The 20,323-nt window shown below is 72.5% G+C and carries 18 protein-coding genes; 6 read left to right on the forward strand and 12 right to left on the reverse strand.

Annotation, left to right across the window (positions count from 1 at the left end; genetic code table 11):
* Positions 1 to 18 precede the first annotated feature (18 nt).
* Positions 19 to 1,383 carry a glycoside hydrolase family 6 protein gene (locus QE359_RS16140; protein ID WP_309779942.1) on the reverse strand — a complete coding sequence of 455 codons (1,365 nt, stop codon included), beginning with the start codon at positions 1,381 to 1,383 and terminating at the stop codon, positions 19 to 21.
* Positions 1,384 to 1,518: 135 nt separating this feature from the next.
* Positions 1,519 to 2,655 carry a 5-(carboxyamino)imidazole ribonucleotide synthase gene (locus tag QE359_RS16145; RefSeq protein WP_092386483.1) on the reverse strand — a complete coding sequence of 379 codons (1,137 nt, stop codon included), beginning with the start codon at positions 2,653 to 2,655 and terminating at the stop codon, positions 1,519 to 1,521.
* A 153-nt stretch (positions 2,656 to 2,808) separates the two neighbouring features.
* Between QE359_RS16145 and QE359_RS16150 the strand changes: the two genes are divergently transcribed.
* Complete coding sequence (locus QE359_RS16150) at positions 2,809 to 3,291, forward strand: GtrA family protein (RefSeq protein WP_309779943.1); 483 nt, start codon at positions 2,809 to 2,811, stop codon at positions 3,289 to 3,291.
* A gap of 52 nt (positions 3,292 to 3,343) precedes the next feature.
* Positions 3,344 to 4,891 carry a DUF2142 domain-containing protein gene (locus QE359_RS16155; protein ID WP_309779944.1) on the forward strand — a complete coding sequence of 516 codons (1,548 nt, stop codon included), beginning with the start codon at positions 3,344 to 3,346 and terminating at the stop codon, positions 4,889 to 4,891.
* On the opposite strand, the gene QE359_RS16160 is transcribed toward QE359_RS16155, so the two are convergent.
* The 4 genes from QE359_RS16160 to QE359_RS16175 all read right to left on the reverse strand — a co-directional run bounded on the left by QE359_RS16160 (position 4,872) and on the right by QE359_RS16175 (position 9,493).
* Positions 4,872 to 6,749 carry a hypothetical protein gene (locus QE359_RS16160; RefSeq protein WP_309779945.1) on the reverse strand — a complete coding sequence of 626 codons (1,878 nt, stop codon included), beginning with the start codon at positions 6,747 to 6,749 and terminating at the stop codon, positions 4,872 to 4,874. The two genes, QE359_RS16155 and QE359_RS16160, sit on opposite strands and share 20 nt — an antisense overlap.
* 20 nt (positions 6,750 to 6,769) lie before the next feature.
* Complete coding sequence (locus QE359_RS16165; protein ID WP_309779946.1) at positions 6,770 to 8,077, reverse strand: UDP-glucose/GDP-mannose dehydrogenase family protein; 1,308 nt, start codon at positions 8,075 to 8,077, stop codon at positions 6,770 to 6,772.
* 62 nt (positions 8,078 to 8,139) lie between these two features.
* Complete coding sequence (locus QE359_RS16170) at positions 8,140 to 8,688, reverse strand: PH domain-containing protein (RefSeq protein WP_309779947.1); 549 nt, start codon at positions 8,686 to 8,688, stop codon at positions 8,140 to 8,142.
* A 4-nt stretch (positions 8,689 to 8,692) separates the two neighbouring features.
* Positions 8,693 to 9,493, reverse strand: a complete 801-nt coding sequence (locus QE359_RS16175) for a biotin--[acetyl-CoA-carboxylase] ligase (protein WP_309779948.1) — start codon at positions 9,491 to 9,493, stop codon at positions 8,693 to 8,695.
* A gap of 73 nt (positions 9,494 to 9,566) precedes the next feature.
* Here QE359_RS16175 and QE359_RS16180 point away from each other — a divergent pair, with 73 nt between their 5' ends.
* Positions 9,567 to 11,162, forward strand: a complete 1,596-nt coding sequence (locus QE359_RS16180) for an acyl-CoA carboxylase subunit beta (RefSeq protein WP_070418456.1) — start codon at positions 9,567 to 9,569, stop codon at positions 11,160 to 11,162.
* 13 nt (positions 11,163 to 11,175) lie between these two features.
* Entirely contained in the window at positions 11,176 to 11,442 is a 267-nt protein-coding gene (locus QE359_RS16185) for an acyl-CoA carboxylase subunit epsilon (protein ID WP_309779949.1), read from the forward strand.
* 410 nt (positions 11,443 to 11,852) lie between these two features.
* Here QE359_RS16185 and QE359_RS16190 read toward each other — a convergent pair whose 3' ends face one another.
* The 4 genes from QE359_RS16190 to QE359_RS16205 all read right to left on the reverse strand — a co-directional run bounded on the left by QE359_RS16190 (position 11,853) and on the right by QE359_RS16205 (position 16,393).
* Positions 11,853 to 12,902, reverse strand: coding sequence for a hypothetical protein (locus tag QE359_RS16190; protein WP_309779951.1), 1,050 nt, complete (start codon positions 12,900 to 12,902; stop codon positions 11,853 to 11,855).
* Positions 12,899 to 14,191, reverse strand: a complete 1,293-nt coding sequence (locus QE359_RS16195) for an ATP-binding protein (RefSeq protein ID WP_309779952.1) — start codon at positions 14,189 to 14,191, stop codon at positions 12,899 to 12,901. The genes QE359_RS16190 and QE359_RS16195 overlap by 4 nt, the downstream gene beginning before the upstream one ends.
* A 5-nt stretch (positions 14,192 to 14,196) precedes the next feature.
* Complete coding sequence (locus QE359_RS16200; protein ID WP_374115184.1) at positions 14,197 to 14,961, reverse strand: response regulator; 765 nt, start codon at positions 14,959 to 14,961, stop codon at positions 14,197 to 14,199.
* Positions 14,962 to 15,133: 172 nt separating this feature from the next.
* Positions 15,134 to 16,393: a class I SAM-dependent RNA methyltransferase gene (locus QE359_RS16205; protein ID WP_070418453.1), complete on the reverse strand. Its 1,260-nt coding sequence runs from the start codon at positions 16,391 to 16,393 to the stop codon at positions 15,134 to 15,136.
* Between the two features lie 14 nt (positions 16,394 to 16,407).
* Between QE359_RS16205 and QE359_RS16210 the strand changes: the two genes are divergently transcribed.
* Positions 16,408 to 17,235, forward strand: coding sequence for a Maf family protein (locus tag QE359_RS16210; RefSeq protein WP_309779953.1), 828 nt, complete (start codon positions 16,408 to 16,410; stop codon positions 17,233 to 17,235).
* Between the two features lie 79 nt (positions 17,236 to 17,314).
* Positions 17,315 to 19,093: a biotin carboxylase N-terminal domain-containing protein gene (locus QE359_RS16215; protein ID WP_309779954.1), complete on the forward strand. Its 1,779-nt coding sequence runs from the start codon at positions 17,315 to 17,317 to the stop codon at positions 19,091 to 19,093.
* Positions 19,094 to 19,213: 120 nt separating this feature from the next.
* Here QE359_RS16215 and QE359_RS16220 read toward each other — a convergent pair whose 3' ends face one another.
* Together QE359_RS16220 and QE359_RS16225 are read right to left on the reverse strand one after the other, a co-directional pair.
* Positions 19,214 to 19,798, reverse strand: coding sequence for a hypothetical protein (locus tag QE359_RS16220; RefSeq protein ID WP_309779956.1), 585 nt, complete (start codon positions 19,796 to 19,798; stop codon positions 19,214 to 19,216).
* Positions 19,799 to 19,834: 36 nt separating this feature from the next.
* Positions 19,835 to 20,167 (reverse strand): hypothetical protein, encoded by a 333-nt coding sequence (locus QE359_RS16225; RefSeq protein WP_309779957.1) that lies wholly within the window; start codon positions 20,165 to 20,167, stop codon positions 19,835 to 19,837.
* Positions 20,168 to 20,323 lie beyond the last annotated feature (156 nt).

Consider the following 20,323-nt stretch of genomic DNA (forward strand, 5'->3'; position numbering starts at 1 on the left):
TCCCGCGATCCGGTGGCGTCAGCGGACCGTGACGGTCGTGCACCCCATCGAGGTGTCCCCGCCCCGGCCGATCCCGACCGCCGTCAGGCACACGCTCCGCTTCCCGCTCGACACCGCCACGGTCGCCCGGAACCCGTGGTTCCGCCCGGCCCGGTGCACCCGGTCGACGTCCGGCCGCGAGGCGTCCGCCGTGGCGGTCCCCACCACCTTCCCGCCGACCGTGACGCGCACGGTGACCGGCTTCGTGAGGTCGTCGCGGTCGAACGTCCATCCCGACACCGTGACGCGCCGCTTCGCCGTGGACGCGACCGAGTCCCGGTGTGCCGTCGGGGCGACGGACGGGGCCTTCCGGGCGGGAGCGGCCGTGGCGACCGGCGTCCCGAGTCGCGCGTTCGCCACGAGGGACTTCGCGAACGCGGACCACCACTTCCCCGCCGCCGGCCCGCCGTTGCACGTGCCGTCGCTCGCACCGGGGGTCTTCACCCACAGCAGCGCGTCGAGGGCCGAACCGTCCGACACCACCCGCGGCGAGGTGCCGAGCCCGGAGCCCGGACCGTTGCACCAGGTGCCGCGCCAGCCCTGGCCGTTCCGGGAGGTGTCGATCACGTAGTGGGACCCGCCCGTCGCCGCGGAGACCTTCTCGGCGTAGGCCTGCTCCTGCGCGGTCGGGTAGTAGTTCGCGACGTTCGTGAAGAAGCCCCGCGCGCGCTGGACCCCGGCGCTGTTCAGCCGGGACGCCATCACCGCCGGCGGGACCCAGTTCGAGTTCCCCGCGTCGAGGTAGGCCGGCACGCCCGCCGCCGTGAAGGCAGCGACCTCGCGGGCGAGGATGCGGTACCGCTGGGCGTCGAGGGTCTCGCTGCACGCGCTGTTGCTGAGCATCGCGAGGGAGTCCGGCTCGACGATCACGGCCGCCCGGTGCCCGGCGACCCGGGCGACGATCTGGTCGACCCACGCGTCGTAGGTCGCCTCGTCGAAGCCGCCGGCGGAGTACCCGCCGCAGTCACGCTGCGGGATCGCGTACGTCACGAAGACCGCGGTCGTGCCGGTGCGCTCGGCACCCGCGATCGCGGCGTCGATCGTCCGCGTCAGGGTCGCCCCCTGCGTCCAGTCCCCGAGCCAGATCGCGACCGGGTACTGCGCGATGGTCTTCGCCGCGGCCGCGCCGCTCGGGTCGCTCGTCGCGAGGGCGGTCGCCTGCTTCGCCGCCTCGCTCGTGTCGGAACGGTAGGGACCGGAGGCGTAGAGGGACGACGCAGCGGCCGCACGGATCGTGGCGGCGCTCGTCGCCGCGACGGCGGTGGTCGGCGTGAGCGCTCCCGCGGCGAGCGCCACGAAGGCGCTCACCGCTCCCGTGGTGGCGAACACACTGGCGCGGCGCATGACGTACTCCCTGTGGACGGTGGATCCCTGACCCGTCCATGGGAGCACGCGCACGCGCGGGGGTACACACGCCAGATCGGGTGCCACCCGACCGGGTGTCCGCCCTTCTGCGGACCGTCCGAGCGGACCGCGGCCTCAGTCGTCGAAGTGGGCCGCTGCGGACCGGGCGCGGTACGTGACGTCGTCGAGGTCGTCGCCGATGACGGTCACGTGCCCGATCTTGCGACCCGGCCGGGGAGCCTTGCCGTAGAAGTGGTACTTGGCCTCGGGGAAGGCCTCGAGCGCACCCGGGTACCGCGCCGCGAGGTCGCCGTCCGCCGGACCGCCGAGCACGTTGATCATGACCGCGGCCGGGGCGAACGACCCGGTGGCACCGAGCGGCAGGTCGAGCACGGCACGCAGGTGCTGCTCGAACTGGCTCGTCGTGGCGCCGTCGATCGTCCAGTGACCGGTGTTGTGCGGGCGCATGGCGAGCTCGTTGATGAGGATGCGCTCGTCGTCGGTCTGGAACAGCTCCACCGCGAGCACACCTGTGACGCCGAGCTCCGTCGCGATCCGCACGGCGATGTCCTCGGCCATGTCGGCGATGCGTCCGGCGCTGTCGGGGGCGGGGGCGAAGACCTCGGCGCAGACGCCGTCGCGCTGCACGGTCTCGACGAGCGGCCAGGCGACGACCTCGCCGGAGGGGCGTCGGGCGACGGACTGCGCGAGCTCCCGGGTGAACGGCACGAGTTCCTCGACGAGCAGCGCCTGCTGGCCGCCTGCCTCGGCGACGGCGATGAACCAGTCGGCGACGTCGGCCGGGTCGGTGACCACTCGGACGCCCTTGCCGTCGTACCCGCCACGGGCGGTCTTCACGACGGCACGTCCACCGTGGTCGTCGAGGAACGCCTGCAGCTCGTCGGGGTCGTGCACGGCGGCCCAGTCCGGCACCGGCAGCCCGAGCTCGGACAGGCGCGTGCGCATGGTGATCTTGTCCTGCGCGACGGCGAGCGGCTCCGGGCCGGGGTGCACGGCGACGCCGGCGTCGACGAGGGCACGGAGGACGTCCTGCGGCACGTGCTCGTGGTCGAAGGTGACGACGTCGACGTCCCGCGCGAAGGCGAGCACGGTCGCGGCGTCGTGGTAGTCCCCCTCGGCGGTGGCCGCGATGGCCGCCGACATGCCCGGGCCCTCGGCCAGCACCCGGATGTCGAGACCGAGCTCGACCGCGGCCGGCACCATCATCCGTGCCAGCTGTCCCCCACCGATGACCCCGACGCGCAACGCCATGCTGTGTGTTCCTTCCGTCGTTCACACCGTCCGGCGAGAACGCGCTGTCTAGAATCGCTGTTCGGGTCGCCGTCCTGTGCGACCTGCGGGTCGGCCCTCGTGAGCACGACCAGCGACAACTCTACGGACCCGGGAGAGACCGTGCGGCGACTGGTGGCCCAACTGGCACGCTTCGGCGTCGTCGGCGCGGTGGGGTTCGTCGTCGACACCGGCATCTTCAACGTGCTGCGGGCGACGGTGCTCAGTCCGGACGAGGTGCACTCCGGGCCGTTCTGGGCGAAGGTCGTCTCGACGATCGTGGCCATCTTCGTCAACTGGATGGGCAACCGCTACTGGACCTTCCGCGAGCAGCGGCGGGCGGTGGCCACGCGTGAGGGCATCGAGTTCGTCGTCGTGTCGCTCGGCGGCATGGTCATCTCACTCGGCTGCCTGGGCATCTCGCACTACGTGCTCGGGCTGACCTCGGCGTTGGCGGACAACATCTCGGGCAACGTGATCGGACTCGTGCTCGGCACGGTGTTCCGCTTCTGGCTCTACAAGGTGTGGGTGTACCACCCCGAGCGCGGACACGACCGGGCCGTCCCCGCCGCCGAGACGACGGGCTCCACCACCGGTTCCGAGGTCGTGGGCCAGTAGGCTCGACGCGCCACCGACACGGGTGGCGTCGCCGACCCCGGGAGTCCGCTCGATGCAGTCCGAACCGCACCCCGTCGTCTCGCGGAGCGAGGGGCTGTGGGTCGCCGTCCTGACGGCGGTGTTCGGGCTCTGGTTGGTGCTCTGGGCGATCGTCGTGCCGGCGTTCCAGGCGCCGGACGAGCCCGCACACCTCGACGCCGCCGTGCACGTCGCCACCGGGTCCGGTTGGCCGGCACCGGGGACGTTGCACGTGTCGAACGCCGTGCAGGCCGCGCAACGCGAACAGGTCGCCGGCGACTCCTCGACGTGGTCGACCGTGAGCGAGCTGCTCGCGGCGCACCCCGGCGACTCCACGACGGTGGACCAGATGACGCAGCACCCGCCGACGGCCTACGTGGTGGACGCCGTCGTGCTCCGCGTGCTGCACTACGGCTCGCTCCGCTGGGACCACGCCCTCGTGGCGCTCCGGCTGGTGGACGCGCTGCTCGTGACCCCGCTCGCGCTCCTCGCGTGGGCATCGGTCCGGCGGGTCACCCGGTCGCCGAGGGCGGGCCTGATGGGCGCACTCGCGCTGTTCGCGACGCCGCAGCTGGCGTCGATCGGGGCCTCCGTGACGAACGACGCCCTGACGTTCCTGCTCGGCGGCGTCGTGGTGTGGCTCGCGACGCGGCTCCTCACCGGGGACCTGCGGCGCCGGACGCTCGTCGGGCTCGGGGTCGCGCTCGGACTGCTCGTCTGGACGAAGGGCACGGGGCTGCCGGCGGTGCCGTTCGTCGCGGTCGTGACCCTCGTCGCCGGTGCGGGTGTCGTCCCGTTCCGCCGTCGCGTCCTCCGCGCCGCCGTCGCCCTCGGCGTCGCCGCGGTGATCGGCGCCTGGTGGTGGCTGCGCAACCTCTGGCGGTTCCGGACCCTGCAGCCGGACGGCTACGCCGCGATCCGTCCGGACCGCCCGTTCCCCGACGGCCAGGGCCCCTCGGTGTGGCACTTCCTCGACGTCAGCTGGGGCACCCTCGCCCGGACCTTCTGGGGTTCCCCGGGGCAGCGCGCGCAGGTGAGCATCGGCGACCTCCTCACAGCGGTCCTGACGCTCGTCGCGCTCCTCGTGCTCGTCGGCTGGGCGTTCCGCCGTGGCCGGACCCGGCGCACCGCGTGGACCCTCGCGGTGTTCCCGGCGCTCCTGCTGCTCCTGCAGACCGCGAGCAGCGCGAAGGCCTACCTCGACACGACCGAGGTCGCGGGCACGCAGGGCCGCTACCTGTTCCCGGCGCTGCTCTGCCTCGTCGTGCTGAGCGCCGTGGCGTGGCGGCGACTGCCCCTGCCCGGACGCGGGACGGCCGTGCTGCCCCGGGTGCTGGCCGTGGCGCTCCCGGCCATCGGGCTCTGGGGCCTCGCGGTCGCCGCCGGGTGGTTCTGGAACGCCGCGACCGGACCGCTCTCGGCCGCGAGCATCGCCCGCTACGAGTCGTGGGGCCCGGTGCCGTTCGCCGTGGTCGCGGTCGTCGCGCTGCTCGTCGCGGTCGGGCTGACCGGCGGCGTGCTGCGGGTGTGGTTCGCCCCGACCCGCAGCACGCCGACCGAGGTCAGTTCCCCGACACCTTGACGACGTCGACCCGGCAGGCCTGGACCGGCGCGGACCGGATGTCCTGGCACGTCTGCTGGACGGTGAAGCTGTCCTCGAGCGTGCCGATCGCCGAGTAGTCCCGGTCCTTCGGGATGAGGGCGTTCGTGTAGTTCAGGAAGTACTGCACGCCCGACTTCTTGAGCAGTGCGACGAACGACGGGTCCTGGTAGTCGTACTCCTGGCCCGGTTCGCCGTACATCTGCGTGCCGGTGCGGAACGCGACGAGCGTGGCGTCCCGGGTGTTCGTCCCGAGGATCGTGCTGCCGGCGGGCAGCGTGTGGTTGGCCAGCAGCAGGTCCGGGAGCGGTTCGTCCGGCGTGATGACCCCGCCGAACACCTGCCCGACGGGGATGCCCGACGGGCGCGTGCCCATCGTCGAGAAGGGCGCCTTCACGCCGTTGACGTTCTGGCTGTACGCGGCGACGACCAGGACGGCGCACGCGGCCACGGCGACGACCTGCCGCACACGACGTCCCCGACGAGCCGCCCGCCAGAACGCGGGCAGGAGCGCACCGGCGATCAGGACCGACCCGATGAAGAGCGGGAGGTAGTAGCGCGCGTTGCCGCCCTGCGTGTCCACCGTCGCGATGCCCGCGTACCCGAGCAGGTACACCCCGGAGAAGATGCCGACGATGCTCGCGAAGACGAACCGGCGGTAGTGCACGACGCCCGCCACGACCGCGCCGACGAAGACGACGCCGATCGCGAGCGCGAACGGCGCGAACGACCCGATGCGGTTGAAGTAGTACGGCAATGCCTCGAGTCGCTGCTCGACGTAGTACCGCACCTTGCCGACGAGGGTCGTGGTGTGGCTCTCGGCCGGAGCGGCCTCGGCGCCCGGCTGCGGCACCGCGGGAAGCGTGCGCTCGGCCTCGAGGATCCCGGCGTCGTAGATCGACGGCGTGCGGTCCTCGTTCGGCGACACCGCACGGGCGTTCGGCGGCGTCGCGATGCGGTACTCGTCGCCGTCGGTGCTCGACGTGTCGCTGAACTTGCCGGAGACGTTCACGGTCAGCGACGAGCCGACCTCGATGCCGCCGAACTTCACCGACAGGGCGATGACCCACGGCGCGGAGACGAGGACCACGGCGACGAGGGCCACGACGGGCAGCAGGACGGACCGGCGCTCGCGGGCCTCGGGACGGTCCTGGAACCAGCGGACGACCGCCCACACCGGCACCACCACGAGGAACACCGGGACGAGGAACGCCTTCGTGAAGTACCCGAACGCGCACACGGCGCCGAGCAGCACCGCGGTGAGCACGATCCGTCGCACCGAGCCGTGCCAGGCGCGGTCGGCAGCGAGCAGGGCCCAGAGGAACCCGAGGCACCACACGAGCACGAGGGTGTCCGGGGTCTGCAGGCTGACGTTCGCCATCAGGAGCGGGGCCGTCGCGGCGATCGACCACGCAGCGGTCCAGCCGTTGCCGGTCGTCCGGAGCAGCAGCCACGCCCCCATCGCCATCACGGCGACGCAGGACAGCGTGTTCACGATCGCGAAGGCCGTGGTCTGCCCGACACCGACGGCGATGAAGGGCGCCATCAGCCAGGACACCATCGGCGACCAGTAGCCGTTCACGGCGTCCGCCCAGTGCCACTCGGCGTACTGCTTCGCGATCGACATGTACGAGATGCCGTCGATGTTCGTCATCTCGAGCCGCGTGCGGAACGCGATCACGGCGACGAGCAGCGAGGCGACGAGGAGCAGCGCACCGTTCGCGAGCAGGGACACCCGCGACGGGCGCCGTCCCTCGTGGAAGGCCCCGAAGCGGCGTCGGTGCTCCACGGGAGCGTCGACGACCGGCTCCTCGGTCGTCACGGCGTCGTCGATCGTCATGCTGCTCCCCTGCGCGGTGTTCAGCGGCCCATGCCGCGGTAGGTGAAGCCGGCAGCCGTCCAGGCGTCGCGGTCGAGGCAGTTGCGCCCGTCGATCACGACGGGCGTCGCCACGAGCGAGGCGGCCACGGCCGGGTCGAGCTCGCGGAACTCGGTCCACTCGGTGAGGACCAGCACGAGGTCGGCGTCACGCAGGGCATCGGTCGCGCTCTCGGTGTAGTCGAGCTCGGGGTGCACGCGGCGCGCCGTGACGACGGCTTCCGGGTCGTACGCGGCGACCGAGGCGCCGAGACCCAGCAGCCGGGCGGCGATGTCGAGCGCCGGCGAGTCACGGACGTCGTCGGAGTTCGGCTTGAAGGCCAGGCCGAGCACGGCGACGCGCTTGCCCGCGACGGCCCCGCCGAGGAGCTCCTGCGCGAGCTCGACGACGTGCGCGCGGCGACGGAGGTTCGTGGCGTCGACGTCGGCCAGGAACGCCAGGGACTCCCCGACGCCGAGCTCGTCCGCCCGCGCCTGGAACGCCCGGATGTCCTTCGGAAGGCAGCCGCCGCCGAAGCCGAGGCCGGCGTTGAGGAACTTTCGGCCGATGCGGGCGTCGTGGCCGATCGCGTCGGCGAGCGCCGTGACGTCGGCACCGGCGACCTCGGCGATCTCGGCCATCGAGTTGATGAACGAGATCTTCGTCGCGAGGAACGCGTTCGCGCTGATCTTCACGAGCTCGGCCGTGGGCAGGTTGACCACGAGCCGGGGCGTACCGCTCGCCAGGGCCTCGGCGTAGACCTCGTCGAGGGCCTCGACGGCGGCCTGTCCGGCGTCGCCGTCGGGCACGCCGTAGACGAACCGGTCCGGGCTGATCGTGTCCTGCACCGCGAAGCCCTCGCGGAGGAACTCGGGGTTCCAGACGAGCGTCGCACCGGGGACCGCCTCGGACACCTCGGCGGCGAGGCGCGCGGCCGTGCCGACGGGGACCGTCGACTTGCCGACGACGAACTCGCCGGCGGCGAGGTGCGGGGTGAGCGCGGCGACGGCGGCGTCGACGTAGGTGAGGTCCGCGGCGCCGGTCGGCCCCTGCGGCGTGCCGACGGCGAGGAAGTGCACGCGCGCACCGGCGACCTCGGCCATGTCGGTGGTGAAGCGGATGCGGCCGGAGGCCAGCGCATCGCTCAGGATCTCGGGGAGACCGGGCTCGAAGAAGGGAGCCTCACCCGCGGCGAGCCGCTCGATCTTGACCGGGTCGACGTCGACTGCGACGACTTCGTGCCCGAGCTTGGCCATGGAGGCGGCGTGCACGGCACCGAGGTAACCGCAGCCGATGACAGAGATACGCACGGGAAGACGGTACCGGAACCTCGGCGCAGTTCTCGTCCGCACCGCCCGCTGTCGAGACATCGTCAGGGTCTGACGTCGCCCCATCGCGGGCGATCCGCCCCGCCGACGATCTCGTCCCAGTCGGGTTCGCGGTGCCGTCGCCGGGCCTCGTGCGCCTCGACGAGGTCGTGCAGGACCGCCACGACGAGGTCCGCGTGCGGCACGTCGCCGAGCACCAGGGCCGGCTCGTCACCGGGGAACACGAGGACGTCGCCGGACCGGAACACCCCCTGCATGCCGCGGCGACGCACCGTCACGTCGTAGCCCCGCGAGTGCAGGAGCTCCCGCCGGGTGCGCGTGCCGAGTCCGTGCACGACGACGAGGCGCCTGGTGGTCACCACGTAGCGCTCCGACATCCAGCGGAACAGCGGCATCGCGCCGCCGAGGAACACGAGGAGCACCACGAGACCGGCGACGACCGCGTTCAGCCAGGCGAGCTGCGCCCGGAACACCCCGAAGCCGAACCCGCCGGCGAGCATGACGAGCACCACGAACACCGCGGGGCGCACGAGCCGACGAGCGTGCGGACGCAGCCGCGCGACCACGCGTTCGGGCGGCGGCTCGTCGGTCATGCCGTCATGCATACCGCAGGTGGGTGACGTCCCCCACGGCGACGCCCCTGGAGACGCCCGCTCGATCCCGGATCGTGATCCGGCCGTCGTCGTCGATGCCGGTCGCGTCCCCCTCCGAGGTGGTGCCGTCCGGCAGCTCGAGGCGCACCCGCTGCCCGATCGTGCCGCAGGCCGACCGGACGTGGGTCCGGACCCCGTCCGCGGCCGCACCGCCGGCGACCAGGGCGACCACGGCCTCCTGGACTGCGCGGAGGAACGCGGACAGCACACGGTCGGCGAGGTCCGGTGCCGAGCCCGTCGCGCCCGCGACCGCGAGCGAGGTCGCCGTCGGCGTCGGGAGCCGGTCGGCGGGGATGGTCAGGTTCACGCCGGCGCCGACGACGACACTGCCGTCGGCGGCGACCTGGCAGAGGATGCCGCAGACCTTGCGGCCGTCGATCTGGACGTCGTTGGGCCACTTCACCGCGACACGCTCCGGACCGTGGAGCACGGCGACGATCGCGTCGCGCATCGCGGCGCCGGCCACGAGCGGCAGCCACCCGCGGTCGCGGTCGTCGAGGTCCGCGCGGACGAGCACGCTCGCCGCGAGCGTCTGGCCGGCGGGCGCCGACCAGGTCCGGTCGAGGCGGCCGCGACCCGCGGTCTGGTCGAGCGTCGCCACGACGCTGCCGTGCGGCTGCGTCGTCGCCAGGGCGAGCAGGTCGGCGTTCGTCGACCCGGTCGTCACCGGCTCGGTGAGCACCGCGCCCGCGGCCTCGACGACGGTTCGGCTCAGCGGGAACGTCGACGACGCAGGTGTGGACATACAGCAAATCTACGGGCAGGAACCGTGGGGGTCCTCCAACCGACCCCGCCGTCGCCGCCGGTAGGGTGAGCGGGTGACCCCAGGAGACACCCCCGATCTCTCGACGACGGCCGGCCGGCTCGCCGACCTCCGCGAGCGGTACCACGAAGCAGTGACCGCCGCGGGCGAGGCCGCCATCGCGAAGCAGCACGCCAAGGGCAAGACCACGGCGCGCGAACGCATCGAGCAGCTGCTCGACGAGAACTCCTTCGTGGAGCTCGACGAGTTCGTCCGCCACCGCACCCACGCCTTCGGCATGGAGTCGAAGCGGCCCTACGGCGACGCGGTCGTCACCGGCTTCGGCACCATCCACGGCCGCAACGTCGCCGTGTACGCGCAGGACTTCACCGTCTTCGGCGGCTCCCTCGGCGAGGTCGCCGGCGAGAAGATCATCAAGGTGATGGAGCACGCGCTGAAGACCGGCGTGCCGATCATCGGCATCCTCGACTCCGGTGGCGCCCGCATCCAGGAAGGCGTCGTCGCCCTCGGCAAGTACGGCGAGATCTTCCGCCTGAACACCCAGGCCTCCGGCGTCATCCCGCAGATCTCGATCGTGATGGGCCCGGCAGCGGGCGGTGCGGTGTACTCCCCCGCCCTCACCGACTTCGTGATCATGGTCGACAAGACCAGCCACATGTTCGTCACCGGGCCCGACGTCATCAAGACCGTCACCGGCGAGGACGTCGGCTTCGAGGAGCTCGGCGGCGCGCAGACGCACAACGCGATCTCCGGCGTCGCCCACTACCTCGCCGAGGACGAGTCCGACGCGCTCGACTACGCCCGCTCGCTCATCGGCTTCCTGCCGGACAACAATCTGTCCGACGCGCCGGCCTACGACGTCGCGCCCGAGCTCGAGACGACCGACGCCGACCGCGAACTCGACGTCGTCATCCCGGACTCCACGAACCAGCCGTACGACGTGACGACGATCATCGAGCACATCGTCGACGACGGCGAGTTCCTCGAGGTCCAGCCGCTCTTCGCGCCGAACATCCTCATCGGCTTCGGTCGGGTCGAGGGGCGCACGGTCGGCATCATCGCGAACCAGCCGCAGGCGATGGCCGGCACGCTGAACATCGACGCCGGCGAGAAGGCCGCGCGCTTCGTCCGCTTCTGCGACGCGTTCGGCATCCCGATCCTCACCCTCGTCGACGTGCCCGGCTACCTGCCCGGCACCGACCAGGAGTGGACCGGTGTCATCCGCCGGGGCGCCAAGCTCCTGTACGCCTACGCCGAGGCCACCGTGCCGCTCGTCACCGTCATCACCCGCAAGGCGTACGGCGGCGCGTACATCGTCATGGGCTCGAAGCAGCTCGGTGCCGACATCAACCTCGCGTGGCCGACCGCCGAGATCGCCGTGATGGGTGGCCAGGGCGCCGTCAACATCCTGTACCGCGCCGAGATCAAGCGCGCCGAGGAGTCCGGCGAGGACGTCGCGGCCGTCCGTGCGAAGCTCGCGAACGAGTACACGTACAACGTCGCGTCCCCGTACCTCGCCGCCGAGCGCGGCGAGCTCGACGGGATCATCCAGCCGCACGCGACGCGCGTCTCGGTCGTCAAGGCGCTGCGGGCCCTCCGTGGCAAGCGCGCGACGCTGCCGCCCAAGAAGCACGGGAACATCCCGCTGTGACGGGCGCACGCTGATGGGCCGCCACGCAGCCGTGGTCCCCGCGGTCCCCGTCGAGCAGGCGGTCGCGGCGGCCGCCGACGTCCGTGTCGTCTCCGGGGAGCCCACGCCGGAGGAGCTCGCCGCCGTCATCGCCGTCCTGCAGCGTCAGGCGGACGAGGCGGCGTCGCTCGGCCGTCCCGAGGTCACCGTGTCGCCGCGCTCGGGGTGGGACGTGTCCGCCCGGGGCCTCCGTCGACCGCTCGAGCACGGTGCCGGCGCCTGGAGCCGATCGCTCCGCTGAGCCGCTCCGGGGGCTTGCGCGTGCCGCACGGTGCGGGCGACCATGTACCCCTGGGTACCGGGCGGTTTCGGCGCCCCGACCGCGGGATTCCCGGTCGGTCTCCCCGCAGACGGGGGACAGCAGGGGCCGAGGGCGGCGGAAATGGCCGATTTTGTCCCCCATAATGACGACTGACAGAGCGTTCGGCTGCGGGCATAGTAGTTCGTGTTCGGTGTCCTTCAACGAAGAACATCGCAGGTCGGTGGCCGACTAGGGTACGAAGCCACCTACCAGCTACGAGTCAGGGCGATATTCGGGTTGTCGCTCAGACTCGGGTCGTGAACGGGCCGGTCGGTATCCGACCGGCCCGTTCCCCGTTTCCGGGCGCTGTCGTTCGCGCGGGCGCCGACGACGTTCGGTGTCGGTCCGCCTCAGACGGTCTCGTGCCGCGGGATCTCGAGCCACACGACGACCGACTCGTCCTCGTCGCCGTCCTCGTCGTCCATCCCCGCCCCGAGCGCCGCCGACTCGCTCGCCGCGAGGTCGAGCCGCAGCCCCACGACGGTCACGGCGGACTCGGATCCCTCGGGGACGGTCCGGATGATCACGTTGTCGGCCTCGCGCGCCTGGCGCAGGGCCTCGGCGATGCGGGCGTGCACCCGGCGCAGGTCGTCGATCTCGAGGTCGTCGAGACCGCCGTCGTCGTGCAGCTGCACCGTGGCGCCACGACGACGGAGGCGCATGACCTCGTCGCGGACGTCCTCCGACAGCAGCGACCGGCCCCGGATCTCGTCGCGGATGGCCTGTTCGAGGTGCAGGCACTCGGCACGCTCGGCGTCGTCCAGGTCACCGCCGGTCTCGATGATCCGCTGGAGCATCGGCAGCGCCATGCGCGTCGTCTGGCTGAGCCGGAACTGCCGCTCGAAGACGTGGGCGTCCTGCGCCGCCTGCCAGTCGGCGGTCTCCTGCTCGGCGCGGACGAAGTCGCGGGTGACACGGGTGGCCCGACTCATCGCGGCAGTGAGGCCGGTGGCGATCACCACCCACACCACACTGCCGAGCACGCCGAGCGACCCGAGCGCCCCGAGTCCGGCCCACGCGACGGCGTGCACGGTGAGGAATCCGACACCGACCCAGGCGAACGCGACGCGCACGCGCACGACGAGGACGACCATCAGCGTGCCGACCGCGGCGATCCACCACGTGCCGTTGCCAGGGCCGGCGGTCAGGTCGACCGTGGGCGAGGCGACGACGGGCAGCACCACGGCCGTCGCGAGCGCGAAGCACGCCGCCCAGACCGGCAGCGGCCGACCGGGCACGAACACCGCCACACCGGTCGCCGCAGCGTAGAGGACCATGCACGCGACGACCGGCCCGATCTGGGCGGCTCCGGGGAGCGTCGTCGCCGCGAGGACGAGGTGGTACACGGAGAAGAGCGTCGCGAGCCCGATCGCGACCCCGGCCGGGAGTGAGGCCTTCACCGGTGCTCCCCCGCCGCCGGCGCCCAGTCGAGGAGCACACGGGTGCCCGCTCCCGGCGCGGTGACGATCTCGGCGGTGCCCCCGGCAGCGACCACCCGCTCCACGATCGAACGACGGACGCCGAGTCGCTCGGCGGGGATCCCCGCGATGTCGAAGCCGGCACCGTCGTCCCCGACCTCGACGTGGACGCCGGCGCCGCGCTGCTCGACGACGATCCACCGGTCGACCTCGGCCGGACCGGCGTGCTGCACGCTGTTCACCGCGGCCTGGACGGCCGCCGAGGCGACGGCGTCCGCGACGATCGCGGGCACCCGGACCGACCCGACGTGCCCACGGTCGACCCGGACCGGCGCCGCGAGCGCACCGACGGCGTCGGAGATGCGGGTCCGCAGGTCGACGAGGGAAACCGGGGGTGCGTCCCCTGGGCCGTCCGCCGCCGCGGCCTCGAGGTGGTCGATGGCGTTCCGGGCCATCCGCGCGGCGAGCATCTCGGCGTCGCGGGTGTCAGCCCGGGCGGCGGAGAGGAGCGTCGTGAGCACGCTGTCGTGGACGATCGCGTCGACCTGGACCCGCTCGACCTCGGTGGCGTGCTCGCGGATCGCGTGCGAGTACCGCCGGACGGCCGTGGCCTGGGCTGCGTCGACGGCTGCCGCTGCACGGCGGAGCACGATCACGATGATGAGGGCGGCCCCGCTGAGGATCGCCGTGTAGAAGCCGTTGAGCAACGCCCCGACACCCGCGTCGCCGCCCAGCGGGGTGAACCGGATGGCCACGTACACGGCCGGCACGAGCGCGGTGTAGACGGACGCCCGCCACGGGGCGAAGCCCATCGCGGCCGCGGTCGACCCCACCGTGCAGAGCCACCAGGGCCACGGCGCCTGGTCGGACGGGATCGGCTCCTGCACGGTCAACGGCCAGGTGACGAGGGCGACGAGGAACACCAGGGCGCACACGATCTGCGCGATCTGCGCCAGGCGCCTCGCGAAGACGGACGCCCCGACGAAGAGGAACGACGCGGCGAGCGCCAACGCGACGACGGGACCCCACACCGGGTCGAGGTACGGCAGCTGCGACAGCACCGCGGGCACGGTCGTCGCGCCGAAGCCGAGTGCGGCCACGGCGAGGAGGATCGCGAACGCGCGCTCGACGGACGCCTGGGTGATGGACGCGCGGACGCTCCGCGCGGGATCGGCCCCGAACGGCGCGGGTTCGATCCGCCCGGCCGCGGTCCGGGCGGCCGCAGCCCCGGCCCCGGCCCCGGCCCCGGGTGCAGCGTCAGCCGCCGTCATGCTGCTCAGCGGCCGTCGCCGTCGGGGTCGATGCCCGAGTCGAGCCCCGGCAGGATGCCGTCCTCGACCGCACGGCGGAGGAGGTCGACCTTCGTCGGTGCCGGTCGACCGACCTCGACGTACTTCACACGGATGCGATCGAGGTACTCGCGGGCGGTGGAGTACCCGATGCCGAGCTGCTGCGCGGCGAGCTTGAGCGGCAGGCCCGAGGCGTAGAGGTGCAGGATCTCGCGTTCGCGGCGTCCGAGCTGCGCCTTCGCGAAGTCCCGGTCGGCGTCGATCGCGCTGGCCCACTCGAGGTTGTTGAGCACGTCCCCGCGAGCGACGGTGGCGACGGCGGCCATCACGGTCTTCGTCGCCGAGGACTTCGGGATGACGCCGGCCGCCCCTGCGGCCAGTGCCTCGCGGACGTTCGCGACGCGGTCGGCGATCGAGTGCACGAGCACGGCGGAACCGGTGCCCTGCACACCCTTCACGTTCGCGGTCACGGTCGAGCCGTCGCCGAGGGACAGGTCGAGGACGACGACGTCGACCTCACGCCCACCGAGGTTCTCGATGTACTCGGGCACGCTCGCGGCGGTCAGCACCACCTCGAACCCCTCGTTCTGGCAGGCTGCCTGGATCCCGAGCCGCACGGACTCGTGGTCGTCGACGATCGCGACACGGACGGGCTTGGTCGCCAGTCCGGTCGTTCCGGTTGTGGTCGTGTCTGTTGCCACGGTGGCCTCTCTGGTCGATGCGCTCCCCGGCCCCTGAAACCGGTTCGCCATCAACGACCAAGGATACCCAGGTCGGACTCAGGCAGCGGCGCGACGCGGTCGTGACACGGCCGGTCGTCGTGCGCTCGGACACGCGTCGCGCAAATCGGCCAGGTCGGCGCGGCGCCCGCGCGACCGCCGTCGAGCGCGCGCCCGCCGCCCTGGAGGCGACCCGCGATCGACGTCAGGCGACGGGCACCAGGCGCGCCACGGCCTCGAGGTGGTGGGTGTGCGGGAAGAGGTCGAAGGCGCGCAGTGCCTCCAGGCGGTACCCGAGGTCCGCGAACGTCGCGACGTCGCGCGCCAACGCGACCGGGTCGCAGGCGACGTAGACGACCTGCGCCGGCTGGAGGGCCGCGATCTGCACGACGACCTCGCGCCCGGCACCCGAGCGCGGCGGGTCGAGCACGATCGTCCCGGCGCGGTGCCGCTGCCGCTCGCCGGCGGACAGGGTCGAGACGGTGCGCTGCAGCCAGCGGTCGACGCGGCCGGTCTCGGCACGGGCGCCGATCCACTCGGAGAGGTTCTCCTGCGCGTGCTCGGTGGCGCGCTCCGAGCTCTCGACGCTGGTGAGCTTGGCGCGCGGCCCGACGAGGTCGCCGAGCGCGGCGCCGAGCAGGCCGACACCGCCGTAGAGATCGAGGTGCTGCCCCTCGGGGTCGAGCCGGTCGCGGTCGACGAGGTCCTGCACGGCGGCGGTCAGCACGGCCGGAGCCGCACGGTGGACCTGCCAGAAGCCGTTGTCGTCGACCGAGAACGAACGCTCCCCCACGACCTCGGTCACGACGGTCGGCTTCTGCTCGTCGATCACGAGTCGCGCACCCTCGGAGCCGCTCGGCGCGAGGACGTCGACGACGGACGCGCCGGGCATCGCGCCGCGGCCGAGCGGTGCGCTCTCCTGCACGACCCGGCTCGCGAGCGGGAGGGACGCGACGGGCACGACGGTGTGCGACCGGGCCGCGAAGGGGCCGGCGGTGCCGTCCTCGTCGACGTGCAGGCGGACGCGGGTGCGCCAGCCGGTGCCGTTCGACTCGTCGTCGCCGGGGGCTGCCTCGACCACGACGTCGTGGCCGAGCACGGCAGCGAGGTCCGTGCGGGCGAAGCGCGCGAAGGAGTCGACGAGGACGTCGTGCTTCAGCGTGCGCTGGTGGCCGAGGGCGATGTGCCCGAACTCGGCACCGCCGGCGCGGACGGCCGGGTCGCGGTCGAGGGCGGCCTCGGGCCAGACGTGGTCGACGCGGTGTTCGCTCGGCGTCTCGACCGACACGGTGTCGGCACGCCAGAACGACTTCTTCCGGTCCTCGGTCACGCGGGCGGTCACCCGTTCGCCGGGGATCGCGTCCGACACGAACACCACCCGCCCCTCGTGCCGTGCCACCGAGATGCCGCCGTGGGCGATCCCGGTGACGTCGAGGTCGAGCAGCGTTCCGACGGATTCACCCATGGTTCGATGTTCCCATGCGTCTGTACCTCGCGAGTACCTCCCCCGCCCGCCGCGCCCTGCTCGCCCAGACCGGGATCGAGCCGGTGCTCGTCGCGCCGGGGGTCGACGAGGACGCCGCGGTCGCCGCGGCCGCCGCGTCCCTGGGCCGCGACCTGACCGGGCCGGAGCTGGTGGCGATGCTCGCGGTCGCCAAGGCCTCGGCCGTCGCGGACGCCCCGGTCGACGGCTCACCGGTCGACGGCTTCGTGTTCGGCGGGGACTCCGCGTTCGAGGTCGACGGCGTGCTGTACGGCAAGCCCCACGAGCCGGAGGTCGCGCGGGAGCGGTGGCGGCAGATGCTCGCCGCCGGCGGCGGCACGCTCTGGAGCGGGCACTGCGTCGTGGACCGGCGCCGCGCCGCGGACGCGCCCGACGTCGTGGACGCACCCGACGCCCTGGACGCACCCGATCCGGGGCCTGGAGGCGCGGGTCGGGCCGGCACCGTGCCTCCCGTCCGCACCGTGGACGCGTCGGGCGGCGGGCCGCTCGGCGCTGCTGCCTTCGTCGCGGGCGTCGCGCCCGGCGGGTCGGCGATGGTGGCCGACGGCGACCAGGTGGTGGCGGTCGACAGCGCCGTGCTCACCTTCGCCGACGACATGTCGCCCGCGGAGATCGACGCGTACGTCGCCACCGGCGAACCGCTCGAGGTCGCCGGGGCGTTCACCATCGACGGTCGGGCCGCCGCGTACATCACCCGGATCGACGGCGCACCGTCCGCGGTGGTCGGGCTCTCGCTCCCGGTGCTGCGCTCGATGCTGCTGCGGGGGTTCGGCATCGCGTGGCACGACCTCTGGGCACTGTAGACATCCACACTTCTTCGCGCCGGTTCTTTGTGGGTGCCAGTCAATTCGCGCCTCTGCCGCACGAATACGCTGACTTACCATGCCCCGTATCAGCAAGGTCCTCATCGCGAACCGCGGCGAGATCGCCGTCCGCATCATCCGCGCGGCCCGCGACGCAGGCAAGGCATCGGTCGCGGTCTACGCCGACCAGGACCGTGACGCCCTCCACGCACGCCTCGCCGACGAGGCCTACGCGCTGAACGGCACCACGAGCGCCGACACCTACCTCGTCATCGACAAGATCATCTCGGTCGCTCGACGCTCCGGCGCCGACGCCGTGCACCCGGGTTACGGGTTCCTCGCCGAGAACGCCGACTTCGCCCGCGCCGTCATCGACGCCGGGCTGACCTGGATCGGCCCCTCGCCGGAGTCGATCGAGCGCCTGGGCGACAAGGTCTCCGCGCGGCACGTGGCCGAGAAGGTCGGTGCGCCGCTCGCGCCGGGCACGATCGAGCCCGTGCAGGACGTGTCCGAGGTCTTCGACTTCGTCGACCAGGTCGGACTGCCCGTCGCGATCAAGGCGGCGTTCGGCGGTGGCGGCCGTGGTCTCAAGGTGGTCCGCTCGCGCGACCAGGTGGAAGAGCTCTTCGAATCGGCGACGCGCGAGGCCATCGCGGCGTTCGGCCGCGGCGAGTGCTTCGTCGAGAAGTACCTCGACAAGCCGCGCCACGTCGAGACGCAGTGCCTCGCCGACGAGCACGGCAACGTCGTCATCGTCTCGACGCGCGACTGCTCGCTGCAGCGTCGGCACCAGAAGCTCGTCGAGGAAGCGCCCGCGCCGTACCTGACGGCGTCGCAGGAGGAACGGCTGTACGAGTCGTCGAAGGCGATCCTCCGCGAGGTCGGCTACGTCGGTGCCGGCACGTGCGAGTTCCTCATCGGCGCCGACGGCACCGTCTCGTTCCTCGAGGTGAACACCCGCCTGCAGGTCGAACACTGCGTCTCCGAAGAGGTCACCGGCATCGACCTCGTCCGCGAGCAGTTCCGCATCGCCGAGGGCGGCGTGCTCGACTACTCCGACCCGGTCGCGCGCGGGCACTCGTTCGAGTTCCGCATCAACGGCGAGGACCCGGGTCGCAACTTCTTCCCGGCGCCGGGCCCCGTGCACGCGTTCCACGCGCCGTCCGGCCCCGGTGTCCGCGTCGACTCCGGCGTCGTCTCCGGCGACGTCGTCTCCGGCTCGTTCGACTCGATGCTCGCGAAGCTCATCGTCACCGGTGCCACGCGCGCCGAGGCGCTCGAGCGGTCGCGTCGTGCCCTCGCCGAGTTCGAGGTCACCGGCCTGCCGACCGTGCTGCCGTTCCACCGTGCGGTCGTGTCGGACCCGGCGTTCGCGACGCCCGACGAGACCCCGTTCAGCATCTACACGCAGTGGATCGAGACCGACTTCGTCAACGAGATCCCGGCGTGGAGCGGCTCCCCCGAGGAGCTCCCCGCACCGGCAGCCCGCGAGAGCGTGGTCGTCGAGGTGCAGGGCAAGCGCATCGAGGTCACCATGCCGTCGATCGTCGCCGGCGGCGTCGCCGGTGCTGCCGGTCGTCGTCCGGCCGGGCCGTCCGCTCCGCCGAAGCGCCGGTCGTCCGGGGTCCGTGGCGGCCTGGCGTCGTCCGGCTCCGTGACGTCCCCGATGCAGGCCACCGTGGTGAAGCTCGCGGTCGCCGAGGGTGACACCGTGGTGAAGGGCGACCTGCTCGTCGTGCTCGAGGCCATGAAGATGGAGCAGCCCGTCGCTGCCCCGCGTGACGGTGTCGTCACGGGGCTGAACGCCCCCGTCGGCCAGACGATCTCGTCCGGCCACGTGCTGCTCGAGCTCGCGTAGGCGGCTGCGCCGCGCTGCGGCGCCGCTGCGCTTCGCACAACCAAAGTCCCTTCGAACCGCGCATCGGCGCAGTTCGAAGGGACTTTGGTTGTGCGCAGGCACCCCGAGCCGCCAGCGTCGTCACCGCAGCAGCGTGAACGAGCGCGGCGTCGTCCGGACTCCCACCCCCTGGAGCAGCGCTCGGAGCGCCTCAGCATCGTGCGCCTCCGGCCAGCCGAACCGTCCGACGGCCCGCACGTCCCGATGCCGGCGGAGTCGATCCTCCCGTCGCTTCTCCGACACGACCACGTCGGCCGCGGTCGTACCGGCTGCTCGGAGAGCAGGGTCCACGTACTTCGCCTTGCCGTCGAACTCCAGGATCACGCCCTGGTCGGGGAACCAGAAGTCCACGCGCCCGATGAAGCCGTCTGCATCGCGGAACTCCTGTTGCAGCACGGGGCGAGGAGCGCCCACCTCGTCGAGCGCCACGCGCCCGACGGACTCCCCCGGTGAGCCACTCGCCGCATCGGCCAGCTCGATCGCGGTGATCGCGCGATGCCGCCCGTGCACGGCGTTCCGGGCGTCGACCTCTGCCCGGATGTCCGCTCGGGCTGCGCCCCGCCGCAGGGCAGAGTCCAGTGCCGGCACGGAGATGCGGAGTTCGTAGGAGATCGCGAGGTCGGCCGCCGTGCTCACGAGGTCGGTGAGCAGACGGTCCTTCGCCACCATCGTCTGGGTCCGGAACGTCCGGCCGGCACCAGGTCACTTCCGGACGTGTGCGAGCCCCTGCGACGTCGTCCGTCGGGGATCGAGCACGTCGACGGTCTCGGGGAATTCTCCGGCCCACGGGAGGCCGTGCAACGCGGCCGCCGACGCGTGAGAGACGACGAGTCGCGGAGCGAGCCGATCGTGCACCGCCTTGATCCGCGCGATGTGCCGTTCACCAGGCGTCGCGCGCCGCCACTCCCCGGCGTCGACGAACCGGCCGGGGACGAGCCGTACGAGGTCCCCTGCGTCGGCAGCGCGCTGGAGTGCTCGTCCCCTGCGGCCGGAGGGGTCGGCGGTGCCACCGTGGATGATCGTGAGTCGTGCCATCGAACGAGGATCGCGCTCGATCGCTGCGAACCGACGTCTGCGCCCGCTTCTGTGGACCGCACGGCGATCCCGGGGTCCTGTGGAGGACGGCGTCGTTCGCCGCTGCACAACGAAAGTCGCTCCGAACCGCGGGGAATCCCGGTTCGAAGCGACTTT

The sequence above is a fragment of the Curtobacterium sp. SORGH_AS_0776 genome, from assembly GCF_031453355.1.
Lineage (GTDB): Bacteria > Actinomycetota > Actinomycetes > Actinomycetales > Microbacteriaceae > Curtobacterium.